The sequence below is a fragment of the Frigoribacterium sp. 2355 genome (assembly GCF_054060695.1).
Genome location: NZ_JBSSDL010000001.1, coordinates 303,820 through 318,633 on the forward strand (window position 1 = coordinate 303,820; position 14,814 = coordinate 318,633).

The 14,814-nt window shown below is 69.5% G+C and carries 11 protein-coding genes; 4 read left to right on the plus strand and 7 right to left on the minus strand.

Annotation, left to right across the window (positions count from 1 at the left end; all coding sequences use genetic code 11):
* Positions 1–48 precede the first annotated feature (48 nt).
* Positions 49–2,163, minus strand: coding sequence for a DNA gyrase/topoisomerase IV subunit B (locus ACVJ1F_RS01460; protein WP_456884273.1), 2,115 nt, complete (start codon positions 2,161–2,163; stop codon positions 49–51).
* Positions 2,164–2,387: 224 nt separating this feature from the next.
* Between ACVJ1F_RS01460 and ACVJ1F_RS01465 the strand changes: the two genes are divergently transcribed.
* Entirely contained in the window at positions 2,388–2,615 is a 228-nt protein-coding gene (locus ACVJ1F_RS01465; RefSeq protein WP_277960265.1) for a DUF7455 domain-containing protein, read from the plus strand.
* 99 nt (positions 2,616–2,714) lie between these two features.
* Here the strand turns inward: ACVJ1F_RS01465 and ACVJ1F_RS01470 are convergent, their stop codons facing one another.
* The 5 genes from ACVJ1F_RS01470 to ACVJ1F_RS01490 all read right to left on the minus strand — a co-directional run bounded on the left by ACVJ1F_RS01470 (position 2,715) and on the right by ACVJ1F_RS01490 (position 8,598).
* Complete coding sequence (locus tag ACVJ1F_RS01470) at positions 2,715–3,467, minus strand: type 1 glutamine amidotransferase (protein ID WP_456884275.1); 753 nt, start codon at positions 3,465–3,467, stop codon at positions 2,715–2,717.
* The gene (locus ACVJ1F_RS01475) at positions 3,464–4,723 is read right to left on the minus strand and encodes a MurT ligase domain-containing protein (RefSeq protein WP_285063517.1); all 1,260 of its coding nucleotides are present in this window, start codon (positions 4,721–4,723) and stop codon (positions 3,464–3,466) included. Before ACVJ1F_RS01475 ends, ACVJ1F_RS01470 begins: the two co-directional genes overlap by 4 nt.
* A 4-nt stretch (positions 4,724–4,727) precedes the next feature.
* Positions 4,728–5,987: an RNA polymerase sigma factor gene (locus ACVJ1F_RS01480; RefSeq protein WP_456884276.1), complete on the minus strand. Its 1,260-nt coding sequence runs from the start codon at positions 5,985–5,987 to the stop codon at positions 4,728–4,730.
* Positions 5,988–6,227: 240 nt separating this feature from the next.
* Entirely contained in the window at positions 6,228–7,583 is a 1,356-nt protein-coding gene (locus tag ACVJ1F_RS01485) for an MFS transporter (RefSeq protein WP_402751670.1), read from the minus strand.
* An 88-nt stretch (positions 7,584–7,671) separates the two neighbouring features.
* Positions 7,672–8,598 carry a proteasome assembly chaperone family protein gene (locus tag ACVJ1F_RS01490; protein WP_056047489.1) on the minus strand — a complete coding sequence of 309 codons (927 nt, stop codon included), beginning with the start codon at positions 8,596–8,598 and terminating at the stop codon, positions 7,672–7,674.
* Between the two features lie 85 nt (positions 8,599–8,683).
* Here ACVJ1F_RS01490 and ACVJ1F_RS01495 point away from each other — a divergent pair, with 85 nt between their 5' ends.
* The 3 genes from ACVJ1F_RS01495 (at position 8,684) to sucB (ending at position 13,299) form a co-directional block, all read left to right on the plus strand.
* A complete protein-coding gene (locus ACVJ1F_RS01495) occupies positions 8,684–10,162 on the plus strand; it encodes a leucyl aminopeptidase (RefSeq protein ID WP_456884278.1) in 1,479 nt (492 codons plus the stop codon).
* A 174-nt stretch (positions 10,163–10,336) separates the two neighbouring features.
* Entirely contained in the window at positions 10,337–11,710 is a 1,374-nt protein-coding gene (lpdA, locus tag ACVJ1F_RS01500) for a dihydrolipoyl dehydrogenase (protein WP_456884280.1), read from the plus strand.
* An 89-nt stretch (positions 11,711–11,799) separates the two neighbouring features.
* A complete protein-coding gene (gene sucB, locus ACVJ1F_RS01505; RefSeq protein ID WP_456884281.1) occupies positions 11,800–13,299 on the plus strand; it encodes a 2-oxoglutarate dehydrogenase, E2 component, dihydrolipoamide succinyltransferase in 1,500 nt (499 codons plus the stop codon).
* A 27-nt stretch (positions 13,300–13,326) separates the two neighbouring features.
* Here sucB and ACVJ1F_RS01510 read toward each other — a convergent pair whose 3' ends face one another.
* Positions 13,327–14,712 carry a hypothetical protein gene (locus ACVJ1F_RS01510; RefSeq protein WP_456884283.1) on the minus strand — a complete coding sequence of 462 codons (1,386 nt, stop codon included), beginning with the start codon at positions 14,710–14,712 and terminating at the stop codon, positions 13,327–13,329.
* Positions 14,713–14,814 lie beyond the last annotated feature (102 nt).

The window sequence follows — 14,814 nt, forward strand, 5'->3', positions numbered from 1 at the left end:
GACGTCGAGACAGGGAATCCTCGTTCTCGGTGACGGCCTGCTCAGGACTCAGACGTCGATGCGGTCCCGGCTGAGACCGGCGCCGTCGATGATGAACTCCTTGCGAGGAGCCACGTCGTTGCCCATCAGCAGTTCGAAGACGCGGGCGGCGTTCTCGGCGTCGTCGACCTTGACCCGCCGCAGCATGCGGTTCTGGCGTTCCATCGTCGTGGTGCGGAGCTGTTCGGCGTCCATCTCGCCGAGTCCCTTGTACCGCTGGATGGGGTCCTGGAACTTCTTGTTCGTGCGTTTGAGCCCTGCGAGGACACCGTGCAGCTCTTTCTCGGAGTACGTGTAGATCGTCTCGTTCGGCTTGCTGCCGGGGTGCATCACGACCACGCGGTGCAGAGGGGGGACGGCTGCGAAGACGCGACCGGCCTCGATCATCGGTCTCATGTACCGGAAGAACAGCGTGAGCAGCAGCGTCCGGATGTGGGCACCGTCCACGTCGGCGTCGCTCATGATGATGACCTTGCCGTAGCGGGCCGCCTCGAGATCGAAGGACCGTCCTGACCCGGCTCCCAGCACCTGGATGATGGAGGCGCACTCGAGGTTCGAGAGCATGTCGCTGACCGAGGCCTTCTGCACGTTGAGGATCTTGCCGCGGATGGGCAGGAGTGCCTGGAACTCGCTGTTCCGGGCGACCTTGGCCGTGCCCAGCGCGGAGTCCCCTTCGACGATGAACAGCTCGCTGTTCGCCACGTCGTTCGACCGGCAGTCGACCAGTTTGGCCGGCAGGGTCGAGTTCTCCAGGGCGTTCTTGCGACGCTGGGTCTCTTTGTGCGCCCGTGCGGCGATGCGGGTCTTCATCTCGGCGACGACCTTGTCGAGCACGAGGGCGGTCTGCGCCTTGTCTTCTCGCCGGGTCGACGTGAACAACGCGCCCAGCTCGTTCGCCACGACGTTCGCGACGATCGCGCGGACGGCCGGCGTGCCCAGGATCTCTTTCGTCTGGCCCTCGAATTGTGGCTCGGGCAGGCGCACCGTGAGGACCGCCGTCAGACCGGCCAGGACGTCGTCCTTCTCGATCTTGTCGTTGCCCACCTTGAGGCGACGGGCGTTGGCCTCGACCTGCTGCCGCACGAACTTGAGCAGCCCGGCCTCGAAGCCGGTCTGGTGCGATCCGCCCTTCGGCGTCGCGATGATGTTGACGTAGCTGCGGAAGACCGTCTCGTACCCTCCGCCCCAGCGCAGGGCGATGTCGACGTCGCACTGGCGTTCGAGTTCGGTGGCGATCATGGCACCACCGTCCGTCAGCACGGGCACCGTCTCGGTGTAGGTGCCCGACCCGGCCAGACGCCACGTGTCGGTCACGGCGGTGTCGGGGGCGAGGAACTCGACGTATTCGCTGATGCCCCCGTCGAAGCGGAAGGTGCTCTCGAGCGGGAAGCCGCCGTCCGTGAGGGAACCCACGCGTTCGTCGCGCAGGGTCAACGTCAGCCCTGGGATGAGGAAGGCCGTCTGCCGGGCCCTGGCCGACAGCTCATCCGTCTGGAACGAGGCCCCTCGGGTGAAGATCTGGCGATCGGCCCAGTAACGCACCCGGGTGCCGGTGACGCCACGCTTGGTCTTGCCCACTTCTCGGAGCACGCTGCCGGACACGAAGGGGGTGAACGGTGAATCGGGGGTGGGTTCGTCGACGTCCTCGAAGGTGCCGGGTTCACCGCGTCGGAACGACATGGCGTACGTCTTGCCGCCCCGGTCGACCTCGACGTCGAGCCTCTCGGACAGTGCGTTGACGACGGAGGCACCGACGCCGTGGAGGCCGCCGGACGACGTGTAGGACCCCCCGCCGAACTTCCCGCCGGCGTGGAGCTTCGTGAACACGACCTCGACACCGCTCAGACCCGTCTTGGGTTCGATGTCGACGGGCACCCCGCGTCCGCTGTCGCGGACCTCGACGCTGTCGTCGGAGTGCAGCACGACGTCGATGGTGTCGCCGTGCCCGCCCAGCGCCTCGTCGACCGAGTTGTCGATGATCTCCCACAGACAGTGCATCAGGCCCCGGGAGTCGGTCGACCCGATGTACATGCCGGGGCGTTTGCGCACGGCCTCAAGGCCTTCGAGCACCGAGAGGTGCCGAGCCGAGTAGTCGGAGGCGGGTGCGGACGAGGTGGGGGGCATTGTTCTCCTGAAGGGCCCGCCGCCATCTCTCGACGACGGGAATGCGGGGAGGCGGTGACCGCGTTACAGCCTACCGAGGGCCGCCGACACGGCAGTCCCGACACTCGACCGGCCCCTCGCCGCTACGCGATGAGCGAAATCCGGTGCCGATGGCACGCGATACCGACGTCGGCGTGTTTTGATGAGTGTCTCACCCACCGCACCACCGTCAGGAGGAGCATCACATGACTCAGATGGCCACCGACCAGACCGCCGTCGACGAGCTCGGCTCCCGTTACCAGTTGAGCGCCGCGGACCGCTGCGACAGCTGCGGGGCCCAGGCCTACATCCGCGCGACCATGGCCACCGGCGAACTGCTCTTCTGCGCCCACCACGGCGCGAAGTTCAAGGACAAGCTGCAGCCCACCGCCATCGAGTGGCTCGACGAGAGTTCGAAGCTCCTCGCCCACTGAGACGCCGCGCCACCCGGACCACAGCCCGGGTTGGCGGTACGACGAAGGCCCCGCATCCGATCGATGCGGGGCCTTCGTCGTCTCTGCGGACCGACGTCGTCACATGGCCTTGAAAGAACGCTCGAGGTTGTCGGCGATCACCTTCTGCGACGCGGCGGCGTACTCGTCCAGCTTCGCGTGCCCGGAGCCTGACGAGTAGGAGATCATCCGGCGGCTCAGGGCGACGCGGAGCACCCGGTCGGTGAGGACGGGGTTGAGCGGCAGGACCGGGCCCTTCAGCTGCGTGCCGAAAGAGACCCCGCGTCGGACGCCCTCGCGACCGTCTCCGTTGCCGCCTCCGTGGACGACGGTCCCGAAGGGCTCCGCCTCCGCCCCGAGTTCGAGATGAGCGGCATGATCCTCGAAACCGAAGAGGGTGACCTCGTCGCCCTGGTAGTCGGTGCTCACCTGCAGGTAGTTCGTCCGTCGCGGAGCCCCGCGGCGGACCACGGCGTCGAAGAAGCCGACACCCTCGACCGTCGCCCCGTCGACGTCCTCGACGCCGCGGCTGAGGAGCTCGAGACCGCCCCCCACCGCCACGACCGGCACACCGGACGCCGCGAACGACTCGAGCGCCGGCGCGAGGCGGCGAGCGTCGGCGGCGACGGCTCGCACGCCGGACAGGGGGCCGTGCCCCACGACGACCACGTCGGCCACGGTCGGCACGTCGTCGCCCACGCGGTACTCGAGCACGCGGCTGTCGACCCCGGCTCGGTGCGCGCGCACCGAGAGCGACGTCACGTTGCCTCGATCGCCGCTCACGCCGAGCTCTTCCGGGTAGAGGTGGACGATTCGGAGGACGTCGTCGCTCACGCGGTCTTCTCCAGGTCGGGGTGGCCGAGGATGCGACGGGCCAGCATCATCTGCTCGTAGTTCGTCACGAAGTGCTTGGTCTTGTCGCTCGGGGACGGAAGCGCTCGCATCAGACGGATGGCCTTCGAGATGTCTTCTTCGATCACGTGGACCGGGATGCCCTCGTGTTCGAGCCTCAAGGCCAACTGCCAGGCCTTAGCGCCGGCGAGGACGTCGACGTGGTCGAGGTGCGAGAAGTCGATGTCGTAGATCCACGAGATGTCGGGCGTGCCCTCGTCGATGGCCAACATGACCTGCTCGACGCCCTGCGGGAGTGCGTCGAGGTTCATCTGGAGGCTCGCCGCGTTCTTGAACATGATGAACTCGGCTTCATCGGCGCCGAGGGACATGCGCTCACCACGGCCGTAGGCCGGCTTCATGCTCTCGAACGCCCGCCGGACGGCGGCCGGGTCGACCGGGTGCCCCAGGACGACCGAGGCCGTCTGGAGCGCCGCTGCCGCGTCGACCGCGTAGTGGAGACCACGGGCCGGCAGCCGGACATCGATCGGAGTGCCCGAGACCGTGATGGTGGCACCCGTGCCCGTGAGCGCGGTCACCTCGGTCTCCGCGGTCAACGAGGAGTCGGCCTCACGGCTGAAGTCGTGAGCGTTCTGCAGGCCGTTGGGCGACGCGGAGACGACCTCGGACGAGGCGCCGAACCGGGTCACCGTCTGGCGACCGACCGGCTGGTAGGGGCCGAGGTGCTGGTCGTCGCGATTCGTGACGACCGCGACCGTCGCCTCGGCGGCGGTGTCGGTCATCATCGTGCCGACCCGCTCGGTCTCGAAGAACCGGTACAACTGGTCGACCTGCACGTTGAGCATGAGCACCGTGGAGGGGTGCAGGGACTTCGTCAACTCGACCGCGAAGGCCTCGTCGACCTCGATCACCCCGATGTCGTCACGGACGCGACCGAAGGGCGTCACCTCACGGAGGAAGGCCGACGCGATGCCCTGCGGGAGGTTGGCACCCGTGGGGTTCGTGAACACCTTCAACCCGTGGGCACGAAGCGTCTCGGTGAGCATCATCGTGGTCGTCGACTTGCCGTTCGACCCGAGCACGAACACGACGCCGCGATCGAACTGGGACGACACATGGGTGAGGAAGTCGGGCGCGAGCTTCAGGACCGTCTGCCCCGGGTACGCCGACCCGCCACCCCGCAACCGGGCGACCGCCCGGACGAGACGGCCGGCCAGCACGGGGACCAGGTAACGCACGGGCCTACTCGAGGTAGTCGCGGAGCGACTGCGAACGCGACGGGTGGCGGAGTTTCGCCATCGTCTTGGACTCGATCTGGCGGATGCGCTCGCGCGTCACGCCGAACGTGTCACCGATCTGGTCGAGGGTCTTCGGCATGCCGTCACCGAGCCCGAAGCGCATGCGGATGACACCGGCCTCGCGCTCGGACAGGCTGTCGAGCAGCGATTCGAGCTGTTTCTGCAGCATCGTGAACCCGACGGCGTCGGCCGGCACGACGGCCTCGGTGTCCTCGATGAGGTCACCGAACTCGCTGTCGCCGTCCTCACCCAGGGGCGTGTGGAGCGAGATGGGCTCGCGGCCGTACTTCTGGACCTCGACGACCTTCTCGGGCGTCATGTCGAGTTCACGCGAGAGCTCCTCGGGCGTGGGCTCGCGTCCCAGGTCTTGCAGCATCTGACGCTGGACACGGGCGAGCTTGTTGATGACCTCGACCATGTGCACCGGGATGCGGATGGTGCGAGCCTGGTCCGCCATGGCCCGCGTGATGGCCTGACGGATCCACCAGGTGGCGTAGGTGGAGAACTTGAAGCCCTTGGTGTAGTCGAACTTCTCGACGGCGCGGATCAGGCCGAGGTTTCCCTCCTGGATCAGGTCGAGGAACTGCATGCCACGGCCCGTGTAACGCTTGGCGAGGCTGACCACGAGTCGGAGGTTGGCACCGAGCAGGTGGCTCTTGGCCCGCTGACCGTCGCGCGACACCCAGCGCAGCTCACGCTCGAGCTCGCGGCTCAGGCCGGTGCTGTTCGCGAGCTTGTCGTCGGCGAAGAGACCCGCCTCGATGCGCATGGCGAGCTCGACCTCTTCGGCCGCGTTCAGCAGGGCGACCTTGCCGATCTGCTTCAGGTAGTCCTTGACGGGGTCGGCCGTGGCACCCGTGATCGTCGTCGAGTAGACGGGCATCTCGTCGTCGTCGTCCTGAGAGATGACGAGCGCGCCGGTGGGGAGGATCTCGGGGACGGGCTTGGCGCCCTCGCCGTCCGCGTCGTCGGCGGCAGCCGGGTCGACCGCGGCCTCGGCGTCGACCTCGTCGTCGGCGGGTTCGGCTGCGGCGGCCTTCTTGGCTGCGGCGGTCTTGGCCGGAGCCTTCGTCGCCGCCTTCTTGGCGGGAACCCTCTTGGCCGGCACCTTCTTGGCGGGAGGAGCCGTGGTCTCGGCCTCGACGGCCGTGTCGTCGGTCACGGCCTCGTCGGGGGCCGTGGTCGCCTTGCTTCGTGTAGCCATGCGAACACCTTTCAGTTCTCGGTACGTTCCGGACCGGACGCGATCGTCGCGTTCACGTGCGCCGGTGAGGACGTCGACCGGCACTGGGCGTCGGCCGAATTCGGGCAGTACTAGGACCCATGTCAAGTCCTCGATCAAATGCGCGTCGACGACGTCGACGCGGTAACTCGATCGATGGACATGAACGGGTCCGTATCCCATTATTGCACGTCCGACCGGTGCCGAGCGACAAGGGCGACCTCAGGCGGTCGGTCCCCTCCGGGCCCGGGTGCGTGCGGCATGCCATCTCTTGTTGAGGGCAACCCAGAGAGGCGCCACCTCTATTCCTTCCTCCAGCCGCAGGCCCCGGCGGGTGCGCCGACGCTCGACGAGCAGAGCCACCACGCCACCGCCGATCACCACGTACTGCACGAGCAGCGCGATGCGGAACGACTCGAACGCGAAGAGGTCGCTCGGCTGGCCCGAGGCGATGCGGGCGGCATCGAGTCGATCGAGCACGACGCCGATGAGGAACATCATGACGAAGCTCGCCAGGAAGCCACCGACGTTGACCACCCCGTTGGCCACGCCGAGGCTGCGAAGCGGGTTGAAGGTCCGCGCGAAGTCGAAGCCGATCAGGGAACCGGGCCCGCCCACTCCGAGCACGACCACGAGCACGTAGGCGAGCCAGTGCGGGGGTGTCCCCGGCCACGCGAGCAGCGTCGTCCAGACCACGGCCAGCACCGTGACGATGCCGAGGACCAGGTTGGAGCGTCGCATCGGGTACCGGGCGACCAGCACCCCGAGGACCGGTCCCGCCACGACACCCGACAGCACGAGGAGGGAGAGCATGCCCGAGGCCTCGGCGGTCGAGAAGCCCAGACCGCCCACCAACAGGGGAACGCCCCACAGCAGGCTGAAGACCGTGCCCGACGACTGCGTCACGAAGTGCGACCAGAACCCCAGCCGGGTCCCGGGACGCCGGACGCTCTGTCCGAGCTGTCGCCCCGCGTCGGCCCAACTGACGACCGTCTCGGAGCGGACGCGACCGGTCGGCGACTCCTTGACGACCAGGAGCACCACCACGGCGGCCACGACCGACAACGACGCCGCGCTGAGGAAGGCCGGGCCCCACCCCGCCCCGTGCAGGACGATCGACAGCGGCACGGCCGACAGCACCTGACCCAGTTGTCCGACGTTGCCGGTCCACTGCGACACCTGGGGCAGGATCGGACCACGGAACCACGAGGGCAGCAGACGGATCACCGAGATGAAGGTCATCGCGTCGCCGGCGCCGACGAGCACGCGGCCCACGACGGCCACGCCGATCGTCGGGGGCGAGAGCGCCACGACCAGCTGGCCCGCCGCCAGCAGGACGGCCCCTGCGACGATGAGCCTCTTGGGCCCCACCCGGTCGAGCAGGACGCCGACCGGGATCTGCAGCCCGGCGTAGACGACGAGTTGGACGACGGCCAGGGTCGACAGGGTGGAGGCGGAGACGCCGAAGAGCTGCTGGGCCTCGACGCCCGACACGCCGAGCGACGACCGCTGCAGGACGGCGACGACGTACGCGAAGACGGCGGCGCCCCAGACGAGCCAGGCGCGTGCGGAGTTCACCCCGTGACCCTAGCCGACCGGGCGCCGGCCGCCGGCCCGCGCCTCCTGCGTCCGCGGATCGGAACGGACCGGGGAGGTGCGGTGCCGGTCAGGCGCGGTCGTCGCCCTCGCCGTCGACCCGCCGGGTGGCGAGGAACTTCTCGAGTTCGGCCGCCAGCGCGTCGGCCGTGGGCACCTGGCCGTCCTGGTCGGTCAACGGCGACGGCAGCGGGTTTCCCTGCATGTAGGTGTCGTGACGTTCCTCGAGCGTGGCGACCAGGCGGGAGAGCTCGTGGTTGCCGGCGACCTGCTCGTCGACCTTGACCATGAAGTCACGACCCTCTTCGCGGAGGCGGTCGGTCGGGAAGATCAGACCCGTCGCGGCACTGATGCTCGACAGTGCCGCCACGGCGGCGTCGGGGAACTCGGTGTCGGCCAGGTAGTGCGGGACGAGCAGGACGAAGCCCGCCGTGGGGTGACCCGTCTCGCCGAGCCGGTGTTCGACGAGGTGCAGAGCGTTGGCGGGGGCCTGGGTCACGGGCTTCCAGACGGACATCGCCTCGACGAGGTCGGACCGGTTGCCGCTGACCGTCACGCCGATGGGACGGGTGTGGGGCACGGGCATCGGGATCGAGTGCACCCAGGTCGTGGTCGAGACGCGGTAGCGCTCGACGAGCTGCACGACGGCCGCGGTGAAGCGCTGCCACTGGAAGTCGGGTTCGAAGCCCGCCAGGAGGAGGAACCGCTGACCGAGGTCGTCGTGGACGAGGTAGAGGGAGAGGGTCGACGGCTCGATCTCGGAGATGTGGTCCTGGTCGAACGTGAAGGTCGGGCGACGGGCCCGGTAGTCGAGGAGCTCATCGGCGTCGAACGTCGCCACGAGGGTGTGGTCGAGGGTGTCGAGGACGTACTCCGCGAGCTGGCTCACCGCCGAGCCCGCGTCGGCGAACCCGGTGAGTCCGGCGACGAGCGGGAGACCCTCGGGCACGCCGTCGGCGTCGGGGGTGAAGTCGTAGAGAGCTGCGGGGTCGTGCATGGTCTCCATGCTAGGCACCGGTCGTCGCCAGGAGGGCCCGCGACCACGTGCCGAGAGCGAACACCACGGTGGATACGATGGATGGATGACCGTCGCCACCCTCTCCGTCCTGTCGTCCGATCCGATCACCGCCGAGGCCGACGTCCTCGTCGTCGGAGTGGTGAAGGGGGCCGACGGTCCCGAGCCGACCCTCGAGGTCCCGGGGCTCGCCGAGTCCTTCGCCGCCCTCGGTGTCACGGGCGCCCGGGACGAACTCGTCAAGGTCCCCGCTTCCGGCGTCACCGCCACCATCGTGGCGCTGGTCGGCTTGGGCGACACCGTCACGACCGAGAGCCTCCGCTACGCCGCCGGCTCGGCCGTCCGTCAGCTCACGGCCGTCGACCGGGTCGTCCTGGCCCTGCCCGTGGGCGACGCCGCCGACGCACTGGCCGTCCTCGAGGGCGCCGCGATCGCCTCGTACGAGTTCGACGCGTTCCGGCACTCCTCGGCGTCCGACACCCGTCGACACGCTCGCGACATCGCCCTCGCGACGGCCACGGAGGTCCAGGAGTCCGTCCTCGACCGTGCCGCCGTGGTGGCCGAGGCGGTGCACACCGTCCGTGACCTCGCCACGACTCCCCCGCAGCAGATGTACCCCCAGGCACTCGCCGACTTCGCCGTCGCGCACGCGTCGGACGACGCCCTCTCGGTGACCGTGCTCGACGAGGAGGGCCTCCGTGACGGCGGGTACGGCGGCATCCTCGGCGTCGGTCAGGGCTCGAGCCGCGGTCCCCGACTCGTCAAGGTCGAGTACTCCCCCGCCGGAGCCGCCAAGCACCTCGCCCTGATCGGCAAGGGCATCACGTACGACACGGGCGGGTTGTCCCTCAAGCCCGCCGGGAGCATGCTCGGCATGAAGGACGACATGACGGGGGCCGCCACGGTCCTCGCCGTGACGGTGGCCGTGGCCAAGCTGCGCCTCCCCGTGCGGCTGACCGCCTGGCTCTGCATCGCCGAGAACATGCCGAGCGGCACCGCGATCCGACCCGACGACGTCCTCACCATCAAGGGCGGCACGACCGTCGAGGTGACGAACACCGACGCCGAGGGCCGCCTGGTCATGGCGGACGGGTTGGTCGCGGCGAGCGACGAGCAGCCCGACGCCATCGTCGACGTGGCCACCCTCACGGGTGCCCAGGTCGTCGCCCTGGGCATGCGCTACGTCGGCGTCATGGGCAACGACGACCTCGCGTCCGAGATCGTGTCGCTCGCCGACACGGCCGGCGAGACCTTTTGGCGCATGCCGCTGGCCTCGGAACTCCGCGCGCGCCTGAACTCCGACGTAGCCGACCTCGTGAACGCGACCCCGGGCAACACGGCTGCAGGCATGCTGCTCGCCGGCGTCTTCCTCAACGAGTTCGTCGGCTCGCGGGAAGGCACGACGACGCCGATCCCCTGGGCCCACCTCGACATCGCCGGTCCGTCCAACAACAAGGGCGGCGGCTACGGCTACACGGCCAAGGGCTCGACGGGCGTGACCGCCCGTACCCTGATCGAGCTGGCCGACAAGTTTTCTACTGCGTAGTAGGGTCGAGGGGGCGGGAGAAACCCGCTGAGATCGGTCCCCCGAGAGCATCCTCCGACGCGCGTCACGACGACGCCGCCGAACGGTGCGGTCGGTTCGGGGACGGGCGTCGTCGCCACCGCGACGGCCCCGCCTCGGCGTCGGGGCACCGCGGACGCACGAGGGAGTTGCTGGGTGTCGGAACAGAATTTTGACCTGGTGGTGCTCGGTGGCGGGAGCGGCGGATACGCCGCAGCGCTGCGAGCGAGCGAGTTGGGCCTGAGCGTCGCACTCGTCGAGAAGGACAAGGTCGGGGGCACCTGCCTCCACCGAGGTTGCATCCCCACCAAGGCGCTGTTGCACTCGGCCGAGGTGGCCGACGTGTCGCGCGAATCCGCCAAGTACGGCGTCAACACCGACTTCCACGGCATCGACATCGCCGCCGTGACCTCGTACCGCGAGGGCATCGTCGCCAGCAAGTACAAGGGTCTCCAGGGGCTCGTCAAGGCCCGCGGCATCACGACCGTCGAGGGCGAGGGCAAGCTCACGTCACCCTCGACCGTCCAGGTCGGCGAGACCACGCTCAAGGCCAAGAACGTCGTGCTCGCGACGGGTTCGTACTCGCGTAGCCTCCCCGGTCTCGAGATCGGCGGCAAGGTCATCACCAGCGAGCACGCCCTCGCGCTCGACCACGTGCCGAACAAGGTCGTCATCCTCGGCGGCGGCGTCATCGGCGTCGAGTTCGCCAGCGTCTGGAAGAGCTTCGGCGTCGACGTGACCATCGTCGAGGCCCTGCCGCACCTCGTCCCCAACGAGGAGGAGTCGATCTCGAAGCAGTTCGAGCGCGCGTTCCGCAAGCGCGGCATCGCCTTCTCGCTGGGCGTCCGGTTCAAGGGCGTCGAGCAGAACGAGGACGGCGTCGTCGTCACCCTCGAGGACGGCAAGACGTTCGACGCCGACCTCATGCTCGTCGCCGTCGGCCGTGGCCCCTCGACCGCCGGTCTCGGCTACGAAGAGGTCGGCATCACGATGGACCGCGGTTTCGTCCTGACGAACGAACGTCTCGCGACGAACGTCCCCGGCGTCTACGCCCTGGGCGACATCGTGCCCGGCCTGCAGCTCGCACACCGCAGCTTCCAGCACGGCATTTTCGTCGCGGAAGAGATCGCCGGCCTCAAGCCGCAGGTGATCTCCGACGTGAACATCCCCAAGGTCACCTACTCCGACCCCGAGGTCGCATCGGTCGGCCTGACCGAGGTCAAGGCCGCCGACCAGTACGGCGCCGACAAGGTCACCAGCTACGACTACAACCTCGCGGGCAACGGCAAGAGCCACATCATCGGGACCAGTGGCTCGGTCAAGGTGGTCCGCGTCGTCGACGGTCCCGTCGTGGGCGTGCACATGATCGGCGCCCGTGTCGGCGAACTGATCGGTGAGGCACAGCTCGCCGTCAACTGGGAGGCCTACCCGGAGGACGTCGCTCCCCTGATCCACGCGCACCCCACGCAGAACGAAGCCCTCGGCGAAGCCATGCTGGCCCTCGCGGGCAAGCCGCTGCACGCGATGTAGATCCCTGGCACCATCGCTCCTGCTCAGCAGGGGCCCGCACCACCACCACAGCAACCACAGACACACATGTCGTCAAAGGAGCCCCACAGATGAGCGAATCCGTCAACCTCCCGGCACTCGGAGAGAGTGTCACCGAGGGTACGGTCACCCGCTGGTTGAAGAACGTCGGTGACCGCGTCGAGGTCGACGAGCCGCTGCTCGAGGTCTCGACCGACAAGGTCGACACCGAGATCCCTTCGCCTGTCGCCGGCGTGATCGAGGAGATCCTCGTCGCCGAGGACGAGACCGTCGAGGTGGGCACGGCCCTCGTCCGCATCGGAGACGGCAGCGCCTCCGAGTCGCCGGCGGACGAACCGGAAGCCGCCGCAGAGCCGGAACAGGCACCCTCGGCACCCGCCGAGCCGGAGGCCGAGGAGCCCGAGCTCCCGTCGTCCGCTGCCCCTGCCCCGGGTGAGGACTCCGCCGCCAGCGCGCCCGAGCCCGCCCCCGCGGTGGACCCCGCGCCCGCCGCCCAGCAGGACGGCGCACAGCAGGACGCCGCCGGCCAGCAGCCTTCCGCCGCACAGCCCCAGGCCGCCCGGCCCAGCAGCGAGCAGCCGGCCCCGTCGGCACCGACTCCGTCACCCGCCACGGGATCGTCCGAGACGTCGGCACCCGCCACGCCGGCCCCGAGCAGCGGTGCGCCGGTCGGTTACGTCACCCCGATCGTCCGCAAGCTGGCGAACGAGAAGGGTGTCGACATCTCGACCCTGACCGGCAGTGGTGTCGGCGGTCGCATCCGCAAGGAGGACGTCCTCGCCGCCGCCGAAGCCGCCGCGACCTCGACGACCTCGGCGCCGGCCTCCTCTGGTCCCGCCCCGATCGAGGTGTCGCCGTTGCGCGGCACGACCGTTCCGATGTCGCGCCTCCGCAAGGTCGTCGCCGAGCGTGCGGTCCAGTCGATGCAGGCCATGGCCCAACTCACCAGCGTGGTCGAGGTCGACGTCACCAAGGTCGCGGCCTTCCGCGACGCCAACAAGGGTGCCTTCCTCGAGAAGACCGGCAACAAGCTGTCCTTCCTGCCGTTCTTCACCCTGGCGGCCGCCGAGGCGCTCAAGGCGCACCCGAAGCTGAACGCCACCGTCGACGGTGACTCGATCGTCTACCCCGACCACGAGCACGTGGCCATGGCGGTCGACACGGAGCGCGGCCTGCTGACGCCGGTCATCAAGAACGCCTCGGACCTCGACCTCGCGGGCATCGCCGGCCAGATCGCCGACCTCGCGCAGCGCACGCGTGACAACAAGCTGAAGCCCGACGAGCTGGCCGGTGGTACCTTCACCGTCACCAACACGGGATCGCGCGGCGCCCTGTTCGACACCCCCGTGGTCTTCCTTCCGCAGGTGGCCATCCTCGGCACCGGCATCGTCGTCAAGCGCCCCGTGGTCATCAAGGCCGACGGTTCGGAGTCCATCGCCATCCGGTCCATGGTCTACCTGGCCCTGTCGTACGACCACCGCATCGTCGACGGCGCCGACGCGGCGCGCTTCCTGGTCGCCGTCAAGGAGCGCCTCGAGGGCGGGGACTTCACGTCCAAGCTCGGCATCTGATGCCCCTCGCGTGAGGCCCGACCGGCCTCACCGATCGACGATCACGTCGCGAAGCCGCCAACCGGCCTCGGTCCTCATCACGAGGACCGAGGCCGGTTCGCCGTGCGGGCCCGTCGCCTCGAGCAACGCCGTCCCCCCGGTTCGTGACGCTTGTCCCGTGAGCTCGAGAGGGACCATCGCCGCATCGGCGAGGGAGGGGTCGTCGAGCACGTCGGCGTCCCGGAGGGCGATCGGCGAACCGGGTTGATCGACGGCGTCGAGACAACTCGGCGTGACGTCGCGCAGGCACGTCAGCCGTGCCTGCAGGAGCACCTCGGCGGCTGCACCGGCATCGTCACCCCCCACCAGGGCTTCGACCTGACCGGGCGTCACCGCCCCGCCCGTCCGAGCGGGTGCAGGCGTGCGGGTGTCCGCGGAGTCGCCGGACGGGCTCACCGGCGCCGACGACTCGGACCCGGGCGCGACCGGACCCACACCGTCGGCCGGTCCGTCATGACGTGGACCGTCATCCCGTACCGAGGCGGCCGCTCCGAGGACGAGAGCCACCCCGGCGACGACGACGCCTGCGGCCGCGAGCAGTCGGTATCGCCGACGGACGACTCGCAGGGCGTCGACCAGCCGCCGTGGGCGGAGGTCTGCCACGCCCGCGATCACCCGGTCGATCGCCTCCGACTCGGGCAAGAGGGCGAGCCAGCCCGGCATGACGGGTGCGTCCTCGGCGACCGACTCGACGCGATCGCCCCGGGGGACCTCGTCGCCCTCGACCACGGCGTCGACACTCGAGAGCGGGACCGCTTCGCCGAGGTCGAAGACCGATTCGACCAAGGACTCGAAGCTCGTCGAATCCAGGACCGGCGCCGAGGATCGCGAGGCCGGTCGCACCGCCCGCTCGACCAGGGCCCGGGCGAACTCGGCCGCCACGGGCAGCGACGTGCGCTCGGCGTCCGGCCCCGCATCCGGCCCCGCGTCCACAGGACGGACGCCGACCAGGACGGGTGCCCCGCGGGCGTCGATCTCGACGTCGTCGACGTCCAGCGCACGGACGGCAGTGCCCCGACGGGCCAAGTGCTGGACTGCACCGAGCACGGGGACGACGAGGGTGATGACCTCCCCGGTCTCGGGTCGACCGCGGGCGGCCAGCCACGAGGCGAGTGGGTCGCCGCCGACGTCCGCGAAGACGAGCACGACCTCGCCGGACGGGTCCGTCACCACGTCGACGAGGGTGGCGACGTGGGCGTGGTCCGCCTGGGAGAAGGCGACCGCCTCGGCGACGGGAGAGCGCCCGGTCGGACGCGACCCGCGCCTCCTGAGCACGACGCGTGAGCCGTCGGGTGCCTCGGCGAGGATGCGCTCCACCCCGCCGTCGAGGCGCCGGGAGAGCACGCGGTAGGGGCCGATCGACTCGTTCGTCATGAGGCGATGGTGTCGTCCGGTGGTCGTCGGCGCCCTCCCGCCGGCGAGCCCTGTCGACCGGCGACGGACCGGAGTCCCTGGGGAGGATTCGTCGGGACCGCC